The organism is Rhodospirillales bacterium (assembly GCA_028824295.1).
In the GTDB taxonomy this organism is placed as follows: domain Bacteria; phylum Pseudomonadota; class Alphaproteobacteria; order TMED109; family TMED109; genus VXPW01.
In genome coordinates this window covers 1-23,815 of sequence record JAPPED010000026.1, presented here as the reverse complement: position 1 = coordinate 23,815, position 23,815 = coordinate 1, and the positions used below count along the sequence as shown (strand labels likewise).

17 protein-coding genes and 1 tRNA gene are annotated in these 23,815 nt (G+C 66.3%); 6 read left to right on the top strand and 12 right to left on the bottom strand.

Going from position 1 to position 23,815, the window contains the following annotated elements; translation table 11 throughout:
• Positions 1 to 271: 271 nt before the first annotated feature.
• Positions 272 to 1,441, top strand: a complete 1,170-nt coding sequence (locus OXH60_10670) for a pyridoxal phosphate-dependent aminotransferase (protein MDE0712581.1) — start codon at positions 272 to 274, stop codon at positions 1,439 to 1,441.
• Here the strand turns inward: OXH60_10670 and OXH60_10665 are convergent, their stop codons facing one another.
• The gene (locus OXH60_10665; GenBank protein MDE0712580.1) at positions 1,442 to 4,954 is read right to left on the bottom strand and encodes an Rne/Rng family ribonuclease; all 3,513 of its coding nucleotides are present in this window, start codon (positions 4,952 to 4,954) and stop codon (positions 1,442 to 1,444) included.
• Between the two features lie 420 nt (positions 4,955 to 5,374).
• Here OXH60_10665 and OXH60_10660 point away from each other — a divergent pair, with 420 nt between their 5' ends.
• Positions 5,375 to 6,547 carry an N-acetylmuramoyl-L-alanine amidase gene (locus OXH60_10660; GenBank protein ID MDE0712579.1) on the top strand — a complete coding sequence of 391 codons (1,173 nt, stop codon included), beginning with the start codon at positions 5,375 to 5,377 and terminating at the stop codon, positions 6,545 to 6,547.
• Positions 6,548 to 6,651: 104 nt separating this feature from the next.
• Here OXH60_10660 and OXH60_10655 read toward each other — a convergent pair whose 3' ends face one another.
• The 5 genes from OXH60_10655 to OXH60_10635 form a co-directional block, all read right to left on the bottom strand.
• On the bottom strand, positions 6,652 to 6,864 hold the full coding sequence (locus tag OXH60_10655; protein MDE0712578.1) for a hypothetical protein: 213 nt from the start codon (positions 6,862 to 6,864) through the stop codon (positions 6,652 to 6,654).
• A 55-nt stretch (positions 6,865 to 6,919) separates the two neighbouring features.
• Positions 6,920 to 7,843: a LysR family transcriptional regulator gene (locus OXH60_10650; GenBank protein ID MDE0712577.1), complete on the bottom strand. Its 924-nt coding sequence runs from the start codon at positions 7,841 to 7,843 to the stop codon at positions 6,920 to 6,922.
• Positions 7,844 to 8,691: 848 nt separating this feature from the next.
• A complete protein-coding gene (locus tag OXH60_10645; GenBank protein MDE0712576.1) occupies positions 8,692 to 9,894 on the bottom strand; it encodes an oxygenase MpaB family protein in 1,203 nt (400 codons plus the stop codon).
• 740 nt (positions 9,895 to 10,634) lie between these two features.
• Positions 10,635 to 11,201, bottom strand: coding sequence for a hypothetical protein (locus OXH60_10640; GenBank protein ID MDE0712575.1), 567 nt, complete (start codon positions 11,199 to 11,201; stop codon positions 10,635 to 10,637).
• 149 nt (positions 11,202 to 11,350) lie between these two features.
• Positions 11,351 to 11,426, bottom strand: a tRNA-Glu gene (locus OXH60_10635).
• A 467-nt stretch (positions 11,427 to 11,893) separates the two neighbouring features.
• On the opposite strand from OXH60_10635, the gene lnt reads away from it, so the two are divergent.
• The 3 genes from lnt to OXH60_10620 are packed head-to-tail and all read left to right on the top strand — an operon-like array spanning position 11,894 to position 16,671.
• On the top strand, positions 11,894 to 13,396 hold the full coding sequence (lnt, locus tag OXH60_10630; GenBank protein MDE0712574.1) for an apolipoprotein N-acyltransferase: 1,503 nt from the start codon (positions 11,894 to 11,896) through the stop codon (positions 13,394 to 13,396).
• Between the two features lie 31 nt (positions 13,397 to 13,427).
• Positions 13,428 to 14,237 (top strand): fumarylacetoacetate hydrolase family protein, encoded by an 810-nt coding sequence (locus OXH60_10625; protein MDE0712573.1) that lies wholly within the window; start codon positions 13,428 to 13,430, stop codon positions 14,235 to 14,237.
• Complete coding sequence (locus tag OXH60_10620; GenBank protein MDE0712572.1) at positions 14,221 to 16,671, top strand: PBP1A family penicillin-binding protein; 2,451 nt, start codon at positions 14,221 to 14,223, stop codon at positions 16,669 to 16,671. Before OXH60_10625 ends, OXH60_10620 begins: the two co-directional genes overlap by 17 nt.
• Before the next feature lie 30 nt (positions 16,672 to 16,701).
• On the opposite strand, the gene OXH60_10615 is transcribed toward OXH60_10620, so the two are convergent.
• The 6 genes from OXH60_10615 to OXH60_10590 are packed head-to-tail and all read right to left on the bottom strand — an operon-like array spanning position 16,702 to position 22,652.
• Positions 16,702 to 17,451: an aldolase gene (locus OXH60_10615; GenBank protein ID MDE0712571.1), complete on the bottom strand. Its 750-nt coding sequence runs from the start codon at positions 17,449 to 17,451 to the stop codon at positions 16,702 to 16,704.
• Between the two features lie 19 nt (positions 17,452 to 17,470).
• A complete protein-coding gene (locus tag OXH60_10610; protein MDE0712570.1) occupies positions 17,471 to 18,595 on the bottom strand; it encodes a zinc-dependent alcohol dehydrogenase family protein in 1,125 nt (374 codons plus the stop codon).
• Between the two features lie 33 nt (positions 18,596 to 18,628).
• Positions 18,629 to 19,603: a 3-keto-5-aminohexanoate cleavage protein gene (locus OXH60_10605; protein ID MDE0712569.1), complete on the bottom strand. Its 975-nt coding sequence runs from the start codon at positions 19,601 to 19,603 to the stop codon at positions 18,629 to 18,631.
• Positions 19,604 to 19,618: 15 nt separating this feature from the next.
• Entirely contained in the window at positions 19,619 to 20,575 is a 957-nt protein-coding gene (locus tag OXH60_10600; protein ID MDE0712568.1) for a 3-hydroxyacyl-CoA dehydrogenase, read from the bottom strand.
• Between the two features lie 3 nt (positions 20,576 to 20,578).
• Positions 20,579 to 21,370, bottom strand: a complete 792-nt coding sequence (locus tag OXH60_10595) for an SDR family oxidoreductase (protein ID MDE0712567.1) — start codon at positions 21,368 to 21,370, stop codon at positions 20,579 to 20,581.
• A gap of 40 nt (positions 21,371 to 21,410) precedes the next feature.
• On the bottom strand, positions 21,411 to 22,652 hold the full coding sequence (locus tag OXH60_10590; GenBank protein MDE0712566.1) for an MFS transporter: 1,242 nt from the start codon (positions 22,650 to 22,652) through the stop codon (positions 21,411 to 21,413).
• Between the two features lie 981 nt (positions 22,653 to 23,633).
• On the opposite strand from OXH60_10590, the gene OXH60_10585 reads away from it, so the two are divergent.
• A partial coding sequence (locus OXH60_10585) for an MFS transporter (GenBank protein MDE0712565.1) occupies positions 23,634 to 23,815 on the top strand: 182 nt, incomplete at its 3' end.

Genomic DNA, 23,815 nt, shown 5'->3' with positions numbered 1-23,815 from the left:
GGTCAAAGGCGGGGGAGTATACACGGGTAGCCGTCGACGATGCGCCGATGCGTCGGCGAACATGTCTTGGATGCGGGCTGCCGCGTTCGGGGTGCCGGCGCCATTCCTGGAGGCGCCAGTCTCGCGCCAACCGAGGCCGTTTGTGCCGCAGCGCCGATCACGAGCTTGATACGCGTCGCTGAACGATGCAGGGTGAACGAGAGCGGGTGCACAACACCGATCCAGCGACGCCACCCGAGCGAGAGTTGTCAGTCGAGGTAGCGGGAGTCCGATGGTGCTCGGCAAATTGTCAGCCAGGTCACAAGTACCGCAGTTTCATGCCATGGGGGTGCTCGCCGAGGCGAATCGCCTAGCTGCCCTCGGTCGGGACGTTCTACACCTTGAAGTGGGGGAGCCGGATGCCCGTGCCCCGGCAAAGGTGCGCGACGCAGCCACGGCGGCAATCGCGGCCGGCCGCACTGGGTACACCGAGGCGCTCGGGCTGCCGGAATTACGTCGCGCCATCGCCTCACACTACCGTGACTTCTACGGCGTGGAAGTCGAAACGGGACGCGTCATTGTCACGACCGGCGCCTCGGGTGCGTTCATTCTCGTGTTCCTCGCGCTCTTCAATCCTGGTGACCGCGTGGCCCTTGCCTCTCCGGGATACCCGGCCTACCGAAGCATTCTGACGGCACTGGGAATCGATGTGGTGTCGATTCCCGGGCTTCATGAAAGTGCCTACCAGCCCGTCGTCGATCTCCTTCGGCCCGTGGCCGACGACCTGCAAGGCGTCGTCTTGGCCAGCCCCGCCAATCCGACCGGATCGGTGATGCCCGAGACGGAACTACGAAGGCTGGTCGCATTCTGTCGGGAACGAAACATTCGACTCGTCGCCGACGAGATCTACCACGGCATCACGTACGAACGTGCATGCCCGACAGTGCTGGGTATTGATGACCAATCCGTCGTCGTGAACAGTTTCTCGAAGTATTTCGCAATGACGGGGTGGCGCCTTGGCTGGGTGGTCGGGCCTGTGGAACTCATCGCAGCCGCCGAGCGGCTCGCCATGAACTTTTTCCTGTGTGCGCCCACGGTGGCTCAAGTGGGAGCCTGTGAGGTGTTCAATTGCTACGCGGAACTCGACTCGCATGTCGAGCGATATCGCGCCAACCGGGACAGTCTGCTTGATGGACTGTCGCGATCCGGCTTCGACAGGGTCGCTGCCGCTGATGGTGCGTTCTACCTGTACGTGGACGTTTCCGACTTTACGGATGACTCGTTCGAGTTCGCGCGCCAACTGTTGCACGAGCAAGGGATCGCGGTCGCCCCCGGAGTCGATTTCGACCGTGACCGGGGGCACCGGTTTGTCCGCTTGAGCTACTCAGGCGCCCCCGAAACCATCCAGTCGGCCATGGACAGGCTCAGCAGTTGGACCCCACGCGAAACTGGGGGCCGATGATCAGGAGCGCCCCCGAAACGTCGTCCACCATCGCCCGGCTCCCTGTCTCGACTTGGCCTCAGATCGCACTTCGGAACTGCCGTTCAGCTCGCCGTCAGCCAGCGCCGTCGGGTCCGATCGTGATGACGGTCCCTGGCTGGCGAACGGGTCCTCGGGCCCGGCCGCCGCGTCGTCGGCCACCGGACCAGGGTCAACACGGAGCCGGGCTGGCGCTCCGAAGGGATCATCGGACGCCGGGGAGGGTTCCGACGGCACGTCCGCAACGATTGGCTCGTCGGCGCCTCCGAAAGGATGAGCCGGGGCCGTCGCGAAGGTGGACACCTGGGCCGAAGGATCCCGTGCCGAGACGTCAGCGGCAGCCCCGAACGGGTCTAGGTCTGGCGACGCCGCTCCGAAGTCGGCGGACTGTTCAAAGTCGGGCGAGTTCGCAGCGCTGACCGAGGCATCGCTCATGTCGGCGTCCAAGTCGTCGCGCCGTTCGGGAGCCTGGGTCTCTCGTCGCTTGACGCGCGAGTTCCGCCGCCGGCTGCCCCCGCGCGATCCTCGTCGCGTGCGTCTGCTCGATCGGTCGCTCCGACCGGAGAGCGGCGTTTCCGGCTGCTCCTCGAATGGAGAATCCGCGTCCCCGACCGCATAGCCATCTGCGTCGGCGGACGCGGCAAAAACTTCCGGTTCCTCGGATCGGTCACCGTAGTCCACTGGCCCGCCGCCGTCCGGCATCGACTCGACGAAGTCCTCCGCAGCATCAAGGCCGTCCTCGACAGTGTCCAGCCGGGATGACGAGCGTCGCGGCCGCCTCTCTTTCGTCTCCTCACCGCGTGGCTCATCGCGCCCGGCCGACCGCGCCCGGCGCTTCCGCCCCCTCGGCTCATCCGCATCCACGTCCGAGCGATCGTTTGCTGATGGCGGCCTCTCCCGTTGCCGGCCGGTGCGGGAGCCTTCTTCAAGCAGATCTGCAGGCTCACTGCGTGGTGTGGCTTGAGCACGGCGCCGCCGAGGACGCGGTTCTTCAGGGAACTCATCGTCGTACTCGTTGTCGGTCGGCGTCCGTGCACGTCTGCCTCGCCCGCGGGGCGCGTCGGCCGCATCGTGGTCACCGTCCTGGCGCATTTGCGTACGTGACCTCCGTCGACGGGAACGGGTGTCCCTGATCAGGTCGTCATCTTCGTCCGCGTCACGTTCCGCGTATCGAGCCCCCCGATCGGACCTGCGGCGTTCCTCTTCGACGTCGTAGTCGTCATCATCGACCGGTCGGGACCAACGTTCACGACGGGTTCGATCTTCATCGGCAGCGTCATCGGCCTGGTCACGTTCGACGGCCCGGCCGCGGCGGCCTCGGGACCGACGTCGCCCTTCCTCGTCGTCGTACCCGTTGGGAGAACCCGCTAGGGTGCGACGCGCCCTGGGACGGCGTTCCTCGTCGCCGTCCTCATCGTATTCGTCGCGAGCTACGGGCATCGTGCGCCGGCGTTCGGAGAAACCCTCCTCGGTGTCATCTTCGAAATCAGCGCGGGCGATCGGTCGCCGGCGCCCATTGCGGGCACTGCGTTTGTCGTCGTCGTTGGCGCGTCGGGCCGACGCCCTGCCGTTTCGGCTCCGAAGACGCCGCTCTTCTTCCCCGTCCTGGCTGCTGTCATCTGCACGAGCCGAACGGGCCCGTCTGGACCGTGCCGGGCGCTCGTCGGCGCCGTCCTCATCCCGGGCCGAAGCCCGGTTTCGCGCACCGCGGCGGCTCCGCTCGCCCTGCTTGATGGATCCGGAGTCCAGTTCGTTCGCCTGTGTCGGATTGAGCGACAGACTGGCGCCGTCAGCGCGGACGACCTCAAGCAGATAATTGTCGGCCAGCGGTTCGGCCGTTGCCTGGATTTCGATCCGGACCTCAAACTGCGTCTCGAGTTGGTGCACCGACCGCCACATGGTTTCGGACAGGTATTGTGCGCAGGCAGGAGGAACCGACACGCGGAACCGGCAGCCTCGATGATTCGCGACCTCGCATTCCAGCGCGCGAATCACCATCAGCGCGTGCGCCTCGGGCCGGTAGATCCAGCCGTGGCCATGGCAGTTGGCGCAAGGCTCGTGCTGGGTGTCGTGGATGCTGGCCCGGAGCCGCTGGCGCGACATTTCGATCAGGCCAAACTCCGACATGCGACCGACATGGGTGCGGGCGCGATCCTGCTTCAGGACTTCCTTTAAGCGCTGCTCGACCTGCTCGTTGTTGCGCCGTCGCTCCATGCCGATGAAGTCGATGACGATGAGCCCGGCGAGATCCCGGAGCCGGAACTGCCGCGCCAGCTCGTCCACTGCCTCAAGATTAGTCTTGAGTGCCGTTTCTTCGATGTGCCGTTCGCGGATTGCGCGTCCCGAGTTGATGTCGACGGTAACCAGTGCCTCCGTCTGGGCGATGACCATCGACCCCCCGGACGGCAGCCGGACCTCCGGCCGATGGACGCTGGCCAGCGGACGTTCGATACCGTAGGAGTGGTAGAACGGGAGGTCACCGCGGTACAGCTTGACATGACGTGCCTTCGACGGCGACAGGATCTTGGTGATTTCCTTGGCCCGTCTGTACGCCTCCTCGCCAGCGACCATGACCTCGGACACGTCGGACTGATACATGTCGCGCACCGCACGCTTGACCAGGTCGTTTTCGTGGTGAACTAGAGACGCGCCGACGGAGTTGAGGGTCTTTTCCCGGATGTCGGACCAGAGCGAGACGACGTAATCGAAGTCACGGCGGATCTCCGCGCGGGTGCGGCCCTTGGCGACGGTGCGGAGTATCACCGACATGCCCTCCGCTACCTCCAGGTCCTTCACGACCTTTCGAAGGCGCTTGCGGTCGTCGGGGCCCCCGATCTTTCGGCTGACGCCGCCGCCGTGGGCGGTGTTGGGCATGAGCACCGTGTACCGGCCGGGCAGCGAGATGTAGCTGGAAAACACGGCGCCCTTGCTGCCGCGCTGTTCCTTTGTGGCCTGGACCAGGATCAGCTGTCCGTTGCGAATGACCTCCTGGATCCGGTAGTTCCGGTACAGTTCTGCCCGGCGCTGCTTTTCCGACCGTCGCCGGCTCAAGCGCCGCCGCGGTCGCTCGCTGCGGTTGTCCCCTTCGGCGATTTGATCTTCGTCTTCCTCGCCGGAGTCCGCGGACAGTTCCTCTCCTGTATCTGCGGCGTCGATGTCCTCCTGGCCATCGTCATCCAATTCTTCGGCTTCAGCTTCCTGGCGCGCGAGTTCGCTGTCGCGAGCGACGATGGCCTCGCGGTCGGCGACGGGAATCTGGAAATAGTCGGGGTGGATTTCCGTGAAGCTCAGAAATCCGTGCTTCTCGTGTCCATAGTCGACAAAAGCCGCTTGCAGCGACGCCTCAACGCGAACCACCTTGGCAAGGTAGATGTTGCCCCTGATCTGCGGGCGTGAGGCGAGTGCTACATCGTAATCCTCTAGTTGGGCCCCATCAGCAACGACGACACGCGTCTCTTCGGGGCGCGCCGCGTCGATTAGCATTCGTTTTGGCATGAAAACTCCAGGTCGGCGCATAAGCCCCTGCATTGCGAGCAGGGGCAGCAGCCGCGAAATGTCGTGAACCCGGTCCAGTCAGACCTGGCCGGTACTCGTTGAGCGATTTGCCGATGTCCGTGGTGCCCCCGCCGCTCAAGTTCGGTCCGGCAGGGCAGCGCGCCGTGTTTGCGATATAACTTGGCACGAGCTAGGACATTGAAGGCTGGCGGCCGGCGTTACGTGGGCCGCCCTTAGGTAAATTCTTTCGGAGCAGCGCCGGGCGACACGTAGTCGCGCGCTCTTGGCACTGTCTGCTATTCACTTGGAGTATCGCAGGTTTCGCGGATTTTCGCAAGCTTGGTATCGAGACGGGGCCCTTGCGTTGGAACATACCAGCCATGCAACAACACATGTTGTCATATGGTCCTGGGTGATCGTGTGCTGACCGCCGGTCAGAAGTCGAGGGCGCTGCAGTACGCTGGTTGGGCGCGGTCGCGTGCGTGTGCGGCTGCTCTCGGGTTCGGGATCCTCATCGGGCTGGCGCACGCGGGCGCGGCGGCGGGCGCAACGGTGGACAACGTTCGGATCGGGGCGCCGGAGGGCGGGCGCACGGACGCTGAGGCCGTCACGCGGGTTGTCGTCGAGTTGTCGGCGCCCGCTCCATACGAGACCTTCGTGCTCCAGGAGCCGGATCGCCTCGTGATTGACGTGTCGGCCGGCCTCGGGGAGCTGGGCCGGGTCTCGGCCGCTGGCGCCGTGCAGCGCATTCGAGTCGGCCGCCGCGAGGCTCAGGTCACCCGCCTGGTGTTCGATACTGCGGGCGCTTTTCACCTGCACCGGCACTTCACGCTCCCGCCGGACGGTGATCGGCCGGACCGGATTGTTCTTGATCTGAAAGGGGGGCTGGCGGAACCCCGCGCGCGCAACACGCCGTTCACCGTCATCATCGACGCAGGACACGGCGGCAAGGATCCCGGTGCGATACGGGGGTCCCTGCGAGAGAAGGACCTGACGCTTGCGGCCGCCAAGGGGTTGCGGGAGATCCTCCGGAAGCGGAAGTACAAGGTCGTGCTGACCCGTGAAACCGACGTGTACATCCCGCTCCGCAAACGGGTCGAGATCTCTGTCCGCGCGAAGGGCGACCTGTTTGTGTCGTTGCACGCTGATGCGGTCAAGCGACCCGGGACCCGCGGCCTCAGCGCGTACACGCTGTCCGACAAGGCGTCGGACCGCCTGGCCGAAACGCTGGCCAGGGATGCGGATGCAGTCGATGCGGTGCTGGACGTGGCCAACCTGCAAACGTACGACCGGCAGGTCCAAAGTGCGATGATGGATCTGACCCGTACCGGGGCTCGCAACCTCTCGGCGCAGTTTGCCGAGTCGCTGGTCGCATCTCTCGGAGAACGCGGAATTGGGCTCCTCCGGCGGCCACACCGGCAGGCAAACTTCGCCGTGCTGCGCGGCTTCCATATTCCGTCGGTGCTGATCGAAATGGGCTTCGTCTCCAACGCGAAGGATGCAAAGCTCCTTGCCAGTGCCAAGTACCGTCGCCAATTGATGACCGCCATCGCGGACTACGTGGATCACTATTTCAAGACACGCGGATTCTGAATCGCCGCCGCATTCCGGGTCCGGCCGCCGGAACGATTCGTCTGGGGGAAACAGCGTTACACTGGCGCGGATTCACCAACGCTGTTTCAGAGAGTTGTTCGGGCCTAGTCAGCCTGCTGCTGGTTCGGGAACCGATCTTCCACGTACTTGCATCGGCGTGGCGTCGCTGGGAAGCCAAGGTTGGCAGCTGCGGCGAATTGACGAACCATCACGGACGGGCTGTCCAGAACGGCATCAAACTTGAAGTGCTCTTCCCAGGTCTTCGCCTGCGCCCGCGTATCGCCCGGAAACGGTTGCGGCGAGACGCGGGGTTGCACGTGAAGGCGTTCCTAGCGAAGCCGCAATGTACTCGGGGCGGCAGATCCCAGCGGGCTAGCCTGGCGCCTCTTCCCAGTAGGGTGCCGGGCTGAAGCGCTCCACCAGGAAGTCAACGAACGCCCGAACCTTGCTGGAGAGATGTCGGTTGGCGGGATAAAGCGCATAGATGGATGTGTCGAGGGCTGAGGGGGAAGCCCGGTAGTGGCCGAGAATCTGAACCAGTCGCCCCGCCTGAACTTCGTGACCGACCAACCAGGACGGTAGCAGCACGATGCCAAGCCCGCCCAGTGCCGCCGCATGGAGCGCTTCAGTGTTGTTGGTGCGCAGACTCCCGGTGACACGCACTTCCGCGGGTCCGTCAGGTCCCTCCAAATTCCAGTCCACATTCCCCTGATGACGGGTGTAGACGAGACAGTTGTGGGCGATCAGATCGGAAGGCCGATCTGGTGTTCCGGCGCCAGCGAGATAATCGGGGCTGGCGCACAGGATTCGGCGGTTGGCGGCCAACCGACGGGCGATCAGGCTCGAGTCTTCAAGTTCGCCCACGCGTACTGCGACATCCGCGCCGACCTCGAGCAGGTCGACGAAATTGTCGGTCAGGGTGAGCTCGATCCGTACCTCGGGAAAGCGGGCCAGGAACGCCGGCGTCGCGGGAACGATGTGGCGGGTTCCAAAGGCGATCGGTGCGTTGACATGGAGAACACCGCGCGGCGCCCTCTCGAGATCGGAAACCGCTGTCGTCGCTTCGTCGAGGTCCGCCAGTATGTGTGCAACGCGTCGGTAATAGAGCCGCCCGGCCTCGGTGAGACTGAGTTTCCGAGTCGTGCGAAGCAGCAGTTGGGCGCCGACACTGTCCTCCAGTGCGGTGATCTGGCGTGATACCGAGGAGGGGGCGACACTGAGTTTTCGGCCGGCGGCGGAAAAGCCTCCGGCCTCGACGGTCTCAGTGAAACAACGGAGGGCGTTCAGCGTCGGCATGTTCTTTGCAATTTAAGCAACAATGTTGTGCTTCAAGGATGGATTGTTATCAGCTGAAGCATGCCTAACTTGTTCCGCAACGCAACCCGAACCCGGAGTGAGATCCATGTTTGCGACATCCCGCACCCCATCGCAGCCCGAAGTCGAGCAGGCAGTGGCTCGTGCCCACCACCTGCGAAGCCAGGCATTCGCTGATGCATTTGCCTGGCTTGGAAGTTCTGTTGCCGCCGCCTTGGCAAAGCTGCGCCCGGCGTCCGCCCGACGGTTCCGGGCAGCCTGAACTGCGGTCGCGCGGCTCTCGTTGTTCCCGGTTGTGCAGGGGCCATCCCGGCGGCTTTCCGCACAAACGGGCGCGGGAGCTCGAGGGTGCAAACTGACTCGATTTGTTTGGCGGTTCGCAACGTTGTGTGAAACATCGGATAAAGAGTCGAGGCACGCTCACGATTGATGTCGCATTTTGGGTAGTTCCAGCGTGCGTAGGACCAGTCTCGTCTACCGTAATCTGTCGGATTTCTCGCTGTACGACCAATTAGCTGTGACGTTTACGACTGCCTCCTCTGTCAGCGGTAGGTCAGCATGGTCACCCAAGCCAGGAGGACTCCCCCGGACTCGAACATGGCCGACAGCTGGTTCCGCCTCGACGGCTCGCTGCCGGCGATCGACGCCGCCGGGATCCTCGCGCGAGGCAGCCCGATGGCGAAGACCGGTCAGGCGGTAGCCGGCCCGCGGACGGCAGGGGTTTCCACGTTTGTCGCAGGCGCTGCCGCTCCGGCTCCCGGACACGGAGCCGGCCCGACCGGATCATCCCGAACGCACCTGACCGGTGAGTCCCTGGCGGCCCGCAATTCTCACCACTCTTTGGATTGTTCCGCGTAGACATGGTCGGGCAATCTGTAGCTGATCCCCTCCTTGTCGTACATCGACGCATCAAGGATGGTCATCATGTTGGAGGTAGCGGCGGCACGGCTCGGGTTCAACCTGTTCCGAATGGCCTCGATCCGGTTCAGCAGCCGGAACTTCCACAGGATCCCCAGGGTCGGGCTCGCTGGATACATGAGCTCATCGGCCAACGCATTGCCGATCAGCGCGCGCGAGATCTGCGCGATGTAGCCAGCCAGTTTCTGGCGTGCGTCCCGTTCGGTCAGTCCAGCGAACAGCGGCGCGGAATTGATAAGGGACAACGCGAGGGCGATCGATTCCATCGAAGGCGAAGGTTCGCACATGCGGCCGGTGTCGAAGATCCGCAGCGCGTCCGTTTCGTCCCGGAACAGGATGGTTTCCGGGATGCCCATCAGATAGCCGGAGTACCGCCAGACCGCCATGAAGCTCTTGCGTTCCTCGTCGCTGAAGGATCCGCCGAGTCTTGTCAGGTGCCTCAACGACCTGGCGGAAAAGGCCGCGATGGCGAAGCCGGTATGCGCCGCGCTGATGGGCGTGCCGAGTTCCCCGATGTCCCATTCACCGGACTCGCTCAGAAGGCACCGGATCTTGGCGTGTACCAGCCGCACCCGTACGGAGTGCGTCCATCCGTCGGCGTGCCTCTCCATGCCGCCAGGCATGAAGATCTCCAGCATGTGGCGGTTGTTCTGCTTGAGGCGCCGCGTGCCCTGGTCGCGTAGCCTGCCGGTGATGAAGAACGACTTGGCGATGTTCGTGGAAAACCCCTCCACGAGCACGCCGCCCACCATGCCCGCGAGGATCAGCCGCGTATTCCGGTGGAACATGCGGCAGCCCGGCTGGAACGATGTCAGGTCAAGCCATTCCGGTGGCTTGCGACAGTGCTCGAAGAACGCCCTGACAGAGGCCGGTGCGCCGCGAAGCGCGGTGCGGTCCCGATCGTGCATGCCGAGCCTGATCAGCCTGGCTTGCTCATCCGGCCCGAGGCGGAGGAGATCCGCGATCATCGCGTCAGCCAGGGGGTCCCCGATCGTGGTGTGCGCGACATAGTTGGCGGACCGCTCGGGGTCGGCCGCCCGGCCCCTGGCGTAGCCGTCGATATAGGCGCTCGGAATCTCCGCAGGTCGCGGAGTGAGATGTGTGCCGATGGTCACGGCGTCTCGTGCTCGGCCTGGAAGGGTCCCTCAGATAGGGAGATGGCAGCCCGCGTGCTGCGCCAGATTGCCAAGCTCCATGACGGCCCCCGTCTACACAGTGACTAACCGACACGCGCCGGTCCGGGCAGACTCCCGGTGAGCTCCGGGCGTCTCGCCGACCCGCGCGTGCCCAGCGTGATGTTAACCCGCTTCGCCCGCCAAAGTCCCGGTTACTGCCGTCAAATGGCGCAATATTTACCGTTCGGATATTGTGGGATCCGTGATGAACACAAAATGGTTACCTTGAGCGGCGTACAAGGGCCGCGCGGCCGAGCCCGCAGGGCCCGCGCCCATCGGTACCGGCTGGCGGTGCGATGAGGCCTGGCGAGGCCGCGACCGGCCCGTCCGTCGCCCGACGCTTGGCTCCGGGTGTTCGGCGGGACGGCGTCTGACACAGGACCACCCGGAGGGACGCCGAAGCCTTCCCGGAAGGCGGCAGCAGCGGGCGGTGTGTTACGTCCGACAAGAGTCGAGGCGCGCTCAAGTTTGATGCCGCATCTTGGGTCGCTCCTGCGCGCGCAGGACCAATCTCGTCTACTACAACGTGCCGGATTTCCCACCGTAAGGCCAATGGGCTGTGACGTTTTCGACTGCCTCCTCTGCCAGGAGGAGGATACTCGGCCACTTCATTGCTCATGAGCACCGCCTTTCTCGCAAGTTGGTAGGCCCGACTGTCGCCTAAGGCGGGGTCGTGCAAGTTACTGCCTCCTGGTGCCGAAGGCGGCCGTGAGATCGACGCGCTCAACCGATCCACCCACGCCTTCGTGGTTGGGGCCGTAGAATTGCCCGTTGACGGTCCCGGTGTCGCCCCCAGTGCTCCGTAGGTAGTTCGCGCCGACGGTGATGGCGTAGCTGAGATCCCCGTCTCCCCACGTGGAGCCGTCCTCGTTCTCGAGCCCGGTGAAATCGGCCCGCCCGTTCATGGTGCCGAGGTTCACGCTGATCTCCGCATCGCCCTGCGCGCCGTCGAGCGTCGGCGTGAAGCCGATCAGATCCCCGTTCCAAGCCGCGGTTCCCTGCAGTCGTGAGTTGTCGGCAAGGGCTTGGGCGGGTTCCACGCCCGTCGTCCACGGCATGGTGACCCAGTTGGCGTGCCGCACGCCGAATGAGACCTGCGACAGGCTCCGCGTGAGATCGGTCGTCTCCCCCTCCCACGCGCCGAGGCTCGTGATGGACAGGTGTGCAGGTTCGGTATCCGTTCCAAGGCGCATGTAGAGCGTGAGGATCCCGGCGGCGTCCGCCGAGCACCTGTCCGGCGGGTTCACGAGTCCTAATGCCTCGTCGTGCCGTTGACGGAACCCGCTTAGCTAGCTTTCGGACCCTCACCAGCACAAACGGACAAACACCCATAGAGGGACAAACGGCGACAACTTATGTGGTGTTTGACACGTTGCCAGGCGGGCTCGAGACGGCTTGGTGACCCCTAGGGGAATCGAACCCCTGTTTCCGCCGTGAGAGGGCGGCGTCCTGGACCGCTAGACGAAGGGGCCCCGTGTGTTCTCCGACGCATGCAGGACAGTACCACGTTGGCACCTACCTGTTTCGCCTCTGTGGTACTTGGTTACCAGCGCTGGAAGTCGGAGATGGCGAGTGTGCCAACGAAGCGGTGCTGACGCAACAAACCCGGGGAGGGCCATCGGCGCGCCGCGCACGTATGGACGAATGCACCACGGGGAGATGGCCGACGCTGCGCATGCTGAGCTTGCGTCGGCCCGGCCCAGAACTGGTGCGCGCCGTCGTCTTCCGGGTGCCGCGCCACCCCGGGATCCTGATCTTCGCGCCCTTCTGTTGGAGCATTCGGCCGCGCCGGCAACCATGGTACCGTGTGGCAGTGCAGCACGGTCCGTGACTGACCGCTGCCCCATGATCTTCTCCGTGCGTCTCGCGCCCCGTCGTCAAGAGTCCTGAGATGCCCTGGAGCGGCCGCTCGATTCCACGTCGGATTTCGGAAAGCCGCGTGCTCCGCGCGGCTTCGGCGATGCTGGCCGGCGCGGCTTCTGCAGCGGCGTTCGCGCCGATCCACGCCGTACCGGTGCTATTGGTTTCGTTTCCGGTACTGGCCTGGCTGATCAACAACGGCGGGCTTCGCCGGGCCTTCTGGACTGGCTGGGCCTTCGGATTCGGTCAGTTCGCGGCAGGGCTCTACTGGATCGGTGCCTCATTCGTCTACACGGGGCAGTTCGGTTGGATCGCCGGCGGCATCGGCGTCGCGGGACTGTCGGCCGGACTCGCAGTGTTTCCGGCGTCGGCGGCATTGGTGGCCCGGACTCTCGACTCGCTGCCCCGTCGACTGGTCGCCCTCGGCGCGGCGTGGATTCTCGCCGAAGGACTTCGAAGCTGGCTGTTGACCGGTTTCCCGTGGAATCTCACGGGCCAGGTCTGGGCCTTTTCTGTCGAAACCCTGCAGCCGGCGGCGTGGATAGGCACGCACGGTCTTGGGGCCGTGACAGTGTTCGCGGCGCTGGCGCCTGCCGCCTTGGCCAGCCGCCGGTTACGGTTGGGGCTGCTGCTGCCCGCCCCGTTAGCGGCCGTGCTCTTTCTCGGCTTCCTGCGGGACAATGTCCGGACCCTCGATCTGGGCGAGGGTCCCGTGGTGCGGATCGTCCAGGGCAACGTTCCGCAGGCTGCCCGGCTGGACGCGGGCCGGTTCGACGACAACCTGCGGCAGTACGTTGCCACCTCGCGGACGCCGCCTGCGGACCCGCCCCCGAAGCTGGTGATCTGGCCGGAGGCCGTCGTGCCATTCGATCCGACGGGGCGGGAGGATATTCGGCGGAATGTTCGCGACGTCCAGCAGGCAATCCCCGGTGAAGTCCGGCTCGCTACCGGCGGCTTCAGGATCCGTCCGGCCGATGGCGCAGTGTTCAACAGTTTGTTCTTCCTGGCTCCAGACGGCCAGGTGGAAGCGTTTTATGACAAGGTGCACCTCGTGCCATTCGGAGAGTTTCTCCCGCTTGCAGCGTGGCTGCCCGACGTTCTGCGACCGGTAACGGGACGCGGGATGCAGGCTGCTGATGCGCGCGCCCGTGTATCCATTCCGGGCTTCCCGCCGGCGGCACCCGCGATCTGCTACGAGATCATCTTTCCTACGTCGACGGGAGGGCCGGAGCGGCCGGCTTGGCTGCTGAACGTGACCAACGACGCATGGTTCGGGCGCACCTCGGGGCCCTATCAGCACTTTGTTCAGGCCCGCCTCCGAGCCGTCGAGGAGGGCTTGCCGGTCGTCCGGGCCGCGAACACCGGTATATCCGCCGTGATCGACGCGCGCGGCCGCATTCTTGCTCGACTGGCACTGGGTCAGCGTGGTGTGATCGACCACCCTCTGCCGGTGCCCGAGAAGCCGCCACTGCACGCAAGGATGGGTGACCTACCGCTGTTCGGGGGGCTGTTTGCGCTCCTGGTGCTCATGTTGGCGACCATCCGTCAGGAGCCGGTTGTTGACGATGCCGCAAAGGATTGACCTCAGCGGCAATCCGCACCATGACTAGTCCATGATGACTTCTGCCCCCGCCGCTGACCCGGTTCGTGAGGCCGCCGCGTGGATCGCGCGCCACCGACTGGAGTGTCACCCCCTCGCCGCCCTCCCCGAGCGCCTCCGGCCGCGCGACGAGTCGACGGCGTATGCCGTCCAGCATGCACTGCACCAGGAACTCACGGCGGCGGGATTCGGCCAGCGGGCCGGTTGGAAGATCGGATGCACCAACGCCCAGATGCAGCGCTACCTGGGTATCGGTCATCCCGCGGGCGGCGGGGTCATGGGCGCCAACGTCCATCATGGGTCCGGTCTTTTCCGCCACGCCGATTTCATCCGGCCTGGTGTGGAGGTCGAGATTGCCGTGCGGCTCCGCTCCACGCTTCATGCCGCTGACGGGCCCTTCCGAGGCGAAGACATGGTGGACGTGGTAGACGAGATCATGCCAGCGATCGAGATCGTGGACGACCGCTACGTGGACCGGGCCGAGTTGGATACACCGACCTTGATCGCCGACGATTTCTTTGACGCTGCCGCGGTGCTGGGCCCGGCGAGAAAGCTGACCGCGGAGCTCGACCTGGCTGCTCTCGCAGGGGAAGTGCGCATCAACGGGGAGACGTGCTCTGAGGGACGTGGAAGCGACATCCTGGGGCATCCGCTCAACGCCTTGGCTTGGCTCGCTTCCCACGCCTCGGCCTGTGGCGGCACGCTGCGGGCGGGTGAGTTTGTCTTGTTGGGCAGCGTGACCGCCATTCAGTGGGTTGAGCGCGGGGCCGAGGTGGAGGGAGTGTTCGACGGGCTGGGAGCTGCGCGTGCCACTATCGGTTGATCCCAACGACGCAGCGCTGTTCCGGCGCACCTCCGGACTAAAGCCCGAGCACCAGGCACCGCCGAGCCGCTGGCGAAGGTGGACGCGCAGGCTTGCGGTCGGCTTCGGATTGGCCGGCCTGCTGGGGGTGGCCGTCGGCATCGTCGCGGTGATCGTCGTGCTCAGCCAATTCGGGCAGGGCCTGCCCGAATACCGGCAGCTCCTGGATTACGAGCCGGCGGAAACGTCGCGCACCTACGCTGCCGACGGTCAGCCACTCGGCCGCTACGCGGAGCAGGACCGGCAATTCGTGCCGATCCGTTCGATCCCGGAGCAGGTGGCGAATGCCTTCATCGCGGCGGAGGACAGGAACTTCTGGACGCATTCAGGGCTGGACTACGTCGGCATTGCGCGAGCCGTCGTCCAGAACGCCCGCCGCATCGCGGACGACCGCCGCCTGATCGGTGCCTCGACGATCACCCAGCAGGTGGCAAAGACGTTCCTGCTGACGCGAACGGTCTCGATTGAACGGAAGGTGAAGGAAGCGTTGCTCGCGCTCCGCATGGAACGCGTGCTCAGCAAGGAACGCATCCTGGAGCTCTATCTCAACGAGATCTACCTCGGGCTCCGCTCGTACGGGGTGGCCGCCGCGGCGCGCAACTACTTCGACAAGTCCCTGGACGAGCTGTCCCTGGCGGAAATGGCGTACCTGGCGGCGCTGCCGAAAGGCCCCAACAACTACCACCCGGAATTGCGGCGCGAGGCGGCGCTCGAGCGGCGCGCCTATGTGCTGCGGCGGATGACCGAGGAGGGTTTCGTTACCGCCGAGGCCGCATCGTCTGCCCGGGCGGAACCGCTCACGTCAGTGGCACGGGAGGGCCGGGACGCTCTGATCGCCGCCCCGCATTTTGCCGAGGAAGTGCGACGATGGATCGCCGACTCGATGGGTGAGGAAGCCCTCTATCAGGGCGGTCTGACGGTGACGACCACGCTTGAGCCCACGCTGCAGCAGATTGCGACCGACGTGCTTCGGGACGGGCTGGAGGCGTACGACCGGCGGCACGGCTACCGGGGGCCGGTATGGACCATCGACGACCCGGAAGGAACCGACTGGGCCGGGCAATTGTCCGATCCGGGCATCCGGCCGGTATGGATTCCGCCCCACCTGGAACCCGCCGTGGTGCTGGAAGTTGACGGCCAGGCCGCCCGTGTCGGGCTGGCGGGCGGTGCCGTCATGGACATGACACGGGGCGACATGGCCTGGGCGCTAGAAGGCGGCGAAGACGGGAATCCCGCCGAACTCCTGGTGCCGGGCGACGTGATGCTGGTGGAGATGCTGGGCAGCGCCGAGGAGCGGCAGCCGGCGCTGCGCCAGCTCCCCGAGGTCGAAGGTGCGCTCGTGGCGCTCGATCCCAGGAACGGGCGGGTGCTGGCGCTCGTCGGCGGCTACGGTGAGGGGGAGTTCGGGTTCAATCGGGCCACGCAGGCCAAGCGTCAACCCGGTTCGGCCTTCAAGCCCTTTGTCTATCTGGCGGCCCTGGAAGACGGTCTGACGCCGGGGAGCCTCGTCCTCGACGCGCCGCTGGTGATCGATCAGGGACCGCACCTGGAGGAATGGCGCCCTCAGAACTATGCGGCTGGTCGGTTCTATGGCCCGCGAACGCTCCGGGACGGACTGGAGCGATCCCGGAATGTCATGACCATACGGTTGGCCAACACCCTGGGGGTGGAACGTGTGGCCGAGGTCGCCGAACGTTTCGGGCTGGGGTTGCCGCAGCCGTTTCTGGCCACGGCGCTGGGTACGACCGAGACCACGCCGCTGGCGCTTGCGTCAGCGTACGCGACGCTGCTGAACGGTGGCCGGCGGATCAAACCGGCATTCGTCGAACGCGTGCAGGACCGGCATGGCCGCACGATCCACCGCCGCGACACGCGGCGCTGTCCGGCGTGCGAAGTCGAATCGGAATTGCCGCCGGGCTTGCCGCCGCTCGGCATCCCCGTGGCTGACCCGGTCAATACGTTTCAGGTGACGTGGATGCTGAAGGGAGTGGTCGAGGTCGGGACCGCGCGCCGCCTGGCGGACATTGGCATCCCGCTGGCGGGCAAGACCGGCACCACGAACGACTTCCTCGATGCGTGGTTTGTGGGGTTCTCGCCGAACCTCGTCGTCTGCGTATTTGTCGGCTACGACCAGCCACGGAACCTGGGTCGCGGGGAAAGCGGCGGCCGCGTGGCCGCACCCATTTTCGGAGCCTTCATGGAACGGGCGCTGGCCGAGGGGGCGGCATCCCCGTTTCGGATTCCGGACGGTGTCGACATGGTGCGGATCGATGCGGAGACTGGCCGGCGACCGGCGCCGGATTCGCAACGGGTGATCTTCGAGGCGTTCGCGCGCGGCACCGGCCCGGAATCGGCGGGCGCCACGGTGCGCGGCTTCGAGGATGAGATCTACTGACGGCGACGGATGTCCGCAGGGCGCGGTCGGTCAGGCGTCATATCCCGGGTTGCAACGATCCAGCAGTCGTTTCGACGCGCTGAAGAACTTGTCTGCCGTGCAGAGGCCCGATTCGGCCTCGCGGGTCACGTCCGCGGCGATCGCGGCAGCATCCGAATCTGGCACCCGTTTGAGCGGCCTCCCGGTTGACATCGCCGCGACTTGCGCGGCGCATGCGCGCTCCAGGAAGTACAGGTCCTCCCAGGCGCGCGCGACCGTCCGGCCGGTTACGAGGACGCCGTGGTTGGCCATGAAGAGCACGTTGCAGTCGCCGATCGCGTCGACGATCGGGGCGGCCTTGACTTCGTCCAGCACCACCCCGTCGAAGTCAGTCATGGTCGCGGTGCGGCCGAAGAACCGGCACGCATTCTGGTCGGCCATGTGCAACCCGCCGTCATCGATCATGCAAAGCGCGAGCGCCGCGCGCATGTGCGTATGCATCACGCAGGCGGCGTCCGGCCGCGCGCGGTGCACGGCACCATGAATCAGAAATGCGGTGGGTTCCGCGAGGCCGTCCCCGTCGACGACGTTTCCGTCCCCGTCGACGACCAGCAACGCGCTGGCCGTGACCTCGGACCAGTGCATGCCGAACGGGATCAGCAGGTAGCGGTCTTCCTCGTCGGGCACGGCCAGGGTCAGGTGATTGCAAATGCCCTCCGACAGCCCGTAATGGTCGGCCAGCCGATACGCGGCGGCCAGATCCACCCGGGCTGCCCGTTCGGCGTTGTGGGAACTCCGCATGACGGCTCCGGTATCCTGATCAGAACGCTATCATTTGCCGAATCGTATCGCCGTCGTCAAGGCGATCGAAGCCCTCATTGATCTTGTCGAGCGGAAGGTGGTCGCTGACCAACCGGTCGATGGGCAGTCGGCCCGCCCGAAAGAGCTCGATGTAGGCAGGGATGTCGCGCCGCGGAACGCAGGACCCGAGGTAGCTTCCCTTGACGGTCCGCTCCTCGGCGACGAGCTGCACGTGCGGCACGGCGATCTTCGCGTCGGGAGGCGGCAGGCCGCTGGTGGTCGTGGTGCCGCCGCGCCGAGTGATCGCGTAGGCGAGTTCCATCGCCTTGGCCGAACCCACGCACTCGAAGGCGTACTCGACGCCGCCCGCCGTCATCTCGCGTACGGTCTCGATGACGTCGGGGTCGCCGGCGTTCACGGCGTCGTCGACGCCGATCTGGCGACCCGATTCGAGCTTGCTGTCGAGCAGGTCGAGACCGATGACCCGGCTGGCGCCCGCGGCGCGGGCACCGAGCACGGCAGCTAAGCCCGTCCCGCCGAGACCGATCACGGCCACCGTGGCGCCGGGGCGCACCTTCGCGGTATTGACGACCGCACCCATGCCGGTAATCACGGCGCATCCGAACAGCGCAGCCTGGTCAAGGGGAATCTCGGGGTCGACGCGGACCAGTGAACGGGTGCTGGACACCGCGTACTCCGCGAAGCACGACACGCCGACCTGGTGGTTGATGGGTTCCCCGTTGAGCTTGATCCGCCGCCCCCCCGACAGCAGCGTCCCGGCCGCCGCCGCCTTGGCCCCCGGTTCGCATAGCGCCGGGCGCCCCTCGGCGCACGGCACGCAATGGCCGCAGCTCGGGACGAACACGTACACTACGTGATCGCCCACGCGGAGCTCATCCACGCCTGGCCCGACGGCCTCGATGACCCCCGATCCCTCGTGGCCGAGCACCATGGGCAAGTCGCGCGGCCTGGACCCGTTAACGACCGACAGGTCAGAGTGGCACAGCCCTGCCGAGACCATCCGGACCAGGACCTCGCCGGGACCCGGGTCGAGAAGTTCGATCTCCTCGATCTTGACCGGTTTGGTCTCCGCGTAGGGACGCGGCTCCCCCATGTTGTGCAGAACGGCGGCGCGGCATTTCATGGGCAGGTCTCCTCAGCCACGGGGTAAATCGAATCAGAAGCGGACGGTGTCGCCGCCCTTGAGCGACAGCATGGCACGCGCTTCGTCCGGCGTGGCGGTGTCAAGCGACAGGCCCTCCAGGATCTTGCGCACGCGGGTGACCTGGGCGGCGTTGCTCTCCGCCAGCTGGCCCGGGCCGTCCCACAACGAATCTTCCAGTCCGACCCGGACGTTGCCGCCCTGCGCGGCGGCAAACGCCGCCACGCGCATCTGATGGGCGCCGGCACCCAGCACGGACCAGCGCCACACGTCCCCGAACAGCCGGTCGGCCGTCCGCTTCATGTGCGCGATGTCTTCAGGGTGGGTCCCAATTCCGCCGAAGATTCCGAACACGGTCTGGATGAACAGTGGCGGCTGCACGAGCCCTTCATCCAGGAAGTACGACAGGTTGTACAGGTGGCTCGTGTCGTAGCATTCGAACTCGAAGCGGGTCCCGTTCCCGCTGCAGGCGCGGAGAATGTTCTCGATGTCCTCGAAGCTGTTCTGGAACACGTTGCTGCGGCTCGATTCCAGGGCCTCGCGCTCCCACGCGTGCTCAAAGGAGTCGTAGCGCTTCAGCATCGGAAACAGGCCGAAATTCATCGAGCCCATGTTCAACGATGCGACTTCCGGCGCGAACTCGACCGCCGGACGCATGCGTTCCGCTACCGGCATTCGCGGCGCGCCGCCCGTCGTGATGTTCACGACGGCGTTGCAGCTCTGCTTGATTCTCGGGAGAAACTGGCGGAACACCTCCGGATCCTGCGTCGGACGCCCGTCGTCTGCCTGGCGGGCGTGGAGGTGGATGATCGAGGCGCCGGCCTCCGCCGCGTCGATCGCGTGGGTCGCGATCTCGTCCGGCGTGACCGGGAGGTGCGGCGACATCGACGGGGTGTGGATCGAGCCGGTCACCGCGCACGTCACGATGACCTTGCGCCGGGGACGCCCGGAAGGTGCAGCTTCAGGGGGCGGGGCAGCGGACGTGGCCATGTTCGTGGTCTCCGTTCAGGTGTCGGGGTCCGAAGCGTGCCGCAGCTTGTGGGCCACGAGCAACGCCAGTCGCCGATCACGCCATTGTGCGCGCTCGTCAAGCCGGTCGGCCGGCAGCTGTTTGCGCCGGTCGGTTTCCAGGCTTCGGGCGAGCTCGGCCTCCCAGGGCCGCGGTGGTCCGCCGTCGCGCGCCAGGTCGAGGTACAGCTGGCCGTAGCGAGCGACGTAGTCGGCGATCCCGCCAGGCGCATTGAGGTCGATGGTTTCAAAGGGCCCCATGAACGACCATCGCAGGCCCAATCCCGATTCCACCGCCGCGTCCACGTCGGCCACATCGGCGACCTCATCCTGGACCAGCCGAAACGCCTCGTGCAGCAAGGCCCCTTGCAACCGATTCACGACGAACCCGGGCACTTCCTTCTTCAGGGTGACCGTTGCCTGCCCGACTCCCTCCATCAGCACGCGGGTCCGCTCGACGACGGCAGGATCGGTCCACGGCGCAGGCACGAGTTCGACCAGCGGGATGAGATGCGGGGGATTCAGGGGATGGGCGACAAGACAGCGGCTCCGCCCCGTCAGCGACTCCGAGAACAGCGAGGCCTGAATGCCCGACGTCGAGCTGGCGAGCACGGTGTCTTGAGCAGAGGCCGCATCGAGCTGGGCAAAGACGGCCTGTTTCGTCGCAAGGACCTCAGGCGTGCATTCCTGCACGTGGGCCGCCCCGTCCAGCGCAGCCTCCAGGGTTGACGCGACCGCAATCCGCCCGAGCACTTCGGACGGAGGGTCCTCGCCGGCCAGTCCGAGTTCCGCCAGTCCGTCCAGCTCGCCCGCAATTCCGTGCACGGCCTTGTCGGCCTGGCCGGGTTGGGTATCCCACAGCCTGACCGAACAGCCGGCCCTGGCAAACACGACCGCCCAGCCGCGCCCCACCAGGCCGCTGCCGACGACTGCGATGACGGGTCGTTCCTGCATGACTCAGAGCAGCATCTGCGTATCGCCGTCAACGGCGATGATTTGTCCGGAGACATTGCGGGCCAGCGGGGACATTAGGAATAGCGCCGTATCCGCGATGTCTTGTGCCGTGACAAACCGGCCGAGCGAGATCGTCTCGCAGACCCGTTCCCGCAGAGCCTCCGGGGACTCGCCACGGAGTTCGGCCTTGGCGGCGATGACCCGATCGATCCGTGGCCCCTCAACGTTGCCGGGCTGGATGGCGTTGACGCGAACGCCGGCGTTGCCCAGTTCGCGCGCCAACGACTTGGTGAACCCGACAACGGCCCACTTGGCGGCGGCGTACGGGGTCCGGCCCGCAAACCCGAACTTGCCCGCGAGCGAGGAGAGATTGACCACGGACCCGTCGCGGGACTCACGTAGCGCGGGCACGGCTCCCCGGGTCACGTAGAACATCCCGTTCAGGTCCACGTCGATCGTGCGTTTCCAGTCGGCGGGGTCCAAGTCCTCGATCCGCCCGGTCGGGCCGCCGATGCCCGCGTTGTTCACCAGTCCGTCGAGCCCATCCAGGCGGGCAATGCCGTCTTCCACCCATTCGAGCGCCTGGTCGGCGTCGGCGACATCGCAGCGCGCCATCGAAATGTCGGGATTGGCGGCACGGAACGCCGCACAGGCCGCCTCGTCGACGTCGCAGGCATGCACCCGCGCACCATGCCGGTGCAGGGTCTCGGCGATGGCGCGACCGATGCCGGCGGCTGCGGCACTGACCAGAATACGCTGGCCGGTCACAAGGGCGTTGGCGGGGGGCGAATTCATGACGCGGGCTACTGTAGGCGAATTGCCCGGCGTTCGCTGATCATCCGGGAATCTCCGAGCTGGGCCGGTAGTCGCGTGCGAACAGGTATGCGAACGTTGCCAGCGTCAGGACGACGGCGATCATCAGGAAGGCCGTGGTATAGGCCTCCGGCGGCGCGCCCGACGCGGTCCCTCCCCGGCTGGACAGCACGAGGCCGGTCGTCCACTGCAGCACGAAAACGCCGCCGAAATTGAAGAAATTCGTGAAGGTGAGCGCCCGGCCGACCAGCCTGACCGGGAACAGGGCGCGGTAGTGGGCGAGCAGGAGGACACTGAAGGCTCCGACCAGACCCAGCACCCCGAACAGCACGAGATTGAGCCACAGCGGTACCTGGGGGATCACGGCAATGACCGAGATCACCAGCGCGAGGCCGCAACAGCCGGCGACCGCCGTCCATTTTCGGGTGTCGAACAGCCGGTCCGCGCGGCCAAACAGGATGCAGCCCACGTTCCAGGCGGCAGCGGTGGCGAGCAGCACATTCCCCCGGTCAATGTCGCCAAGGCCCTGTACATCCTTCAGGTAGGGCGCCCCCCAGAGTCCGAGGATCGCCAGCAGCCCGCCGTACCCGACGAACGAAATCGGCAACATGAACCACAGATCGCGCGTGGTGAGGATCTCCAGAAATCCCCGCAGCACGTTGTCCTCCCGGCCGCCGATTCGAGTCTTCTGAAATGGCGTGCCGTCCGGCGTGTCGCGGACGGTCAGCCAGAAGACCATCGCCACCACCAGCGTGATGGCTCCCATGCCGATGAAGACGCCCTGCCAGCCCACCCAGGCGGAGGCGGCTGCAAGCGGCGTGGTGGCGAGGATGCCGCCGAAACCCCCGACCCCGAGGACCAGCCCGGCCATGGTCGCGAACCGGCGCGACGGTACCCACCGGGAGAACAGGACCAGTGATCCCATCAGTCCGACCGAGCAGCCTGCTCCCATCAGGGCGCGTCCGGCCAACAGGCCGGAGAATTCCGTGAAGGTGGCGAACAGGAACGCCCCCAGCGCTGCTCCCACCAGCACGAGGGAGGTTGTCTTGCGGGGTCCGTATCGGTCGAGCAGCACGCCGAGCGGCAACTGCGCGCATGCGAACGCGAGAAAGAAAATCCCTCCCAGGCGGCCGAGCTCCTCAGGCGTGAGCGACAGCCGGCTCATCAGATCCGGTGCCAGCACGCCCACCGATGACCGGTAGAACTGCGAGAGCAGGTACGCGGTGCACGCCAGCGTGATCAGTCGTACCAGGCCGAGATTCATCGTCGCGGGCTCTCCGATCGGCAGCCGCTGCGGGGGGAGTCGGGGCCGTCGATGAGCCTGCCGCCGATCAGCCCGACGGCGCATGCTACCCTAAGGTGAGACGCGGTTAAGGGCTCTGCCATGCCAAAGCATGTACCGCGTCCCCCTTCGGACGCAGAAGCTGCCGGCCGGCGCCGCGACGGCCGCTCAAGGGATCAGGCGGGGCGCGAGGCGCAGGCCAAGCATTCGCCCAAGAAGGCGCGACCGACGTCCGTTCACCAACCTCGGGACGGCGTCCGCAAGCCGCGGCGCGGGTCCGGACCTCGTGATTCCGGGAGCGCTGCCGCCGGTTCCCGTGGCGATCGCGGACGGCACTCTGAGGGCGCACCCGGTCGGGACAGGTCAAGCACAGGCGATCGGGCGGTGCGGCGGGCCAGGGGTCCGTCCCGAGACTCCCAAGGCAAGCCGCCCGATATGGCGCGGTCCCGGCCCAAGCGCGCCGCTGGCGGCGCGGGCGGGCGAAGGACCGATCCTGTGCACCGCGCCGGCGACACCGGGCCGTCCCGGCGTGTCTGGGGGAACAAGCAGCGAGCCGATGCGCCCGGCGCCCGCCCGCCCGCTCGCCGGCAGCATGCCCGGAATGCTGCAGGCAGGCACCGGCAGACCGGCGGGGAAGCGGCCGCCAACCCACCGGCGCGCACCGCACGCACCGGAGGCGACAAGGATCGCCGTGGCCCCGAGCGCGACCGGCGGCGGGACGATAACGGTCGGCAGACTGCCGCTGGTCGCCCGCGCCGGGCGCCCGGTGATCGAACACGGCAAGGCCCGCCGGGTCGACCGGGACGCGAGGCAGCGGCAAAGTTCCCCCGTCGGCCGGCACCATCACCCGGGTCCCGCGCCGCTAGGTCGGACGGGCGCCGCCACGGTCAGAGGTCCGGATCATCCGGGGATCCGAAGCAGCTGCTGCGGGCTCGGCAGGCCGCGGCAGCTGTCCTGTCGTCGGTGCTGTTTCGGAATGTGGCGCTGCAGGAGGCGCTGGCGGCGTCGACCCTGCTGCCCGGCCTGGACGACCGTGACCGGGCCTTCGCCCGCGCGCTGATCACGACCGCGTTGCGGCGCCGCGGCCAGATCGACGCCACCATCGCAGAATTTCTGGAACGTCCGCTTCCGCCTGCCGCCCGGCA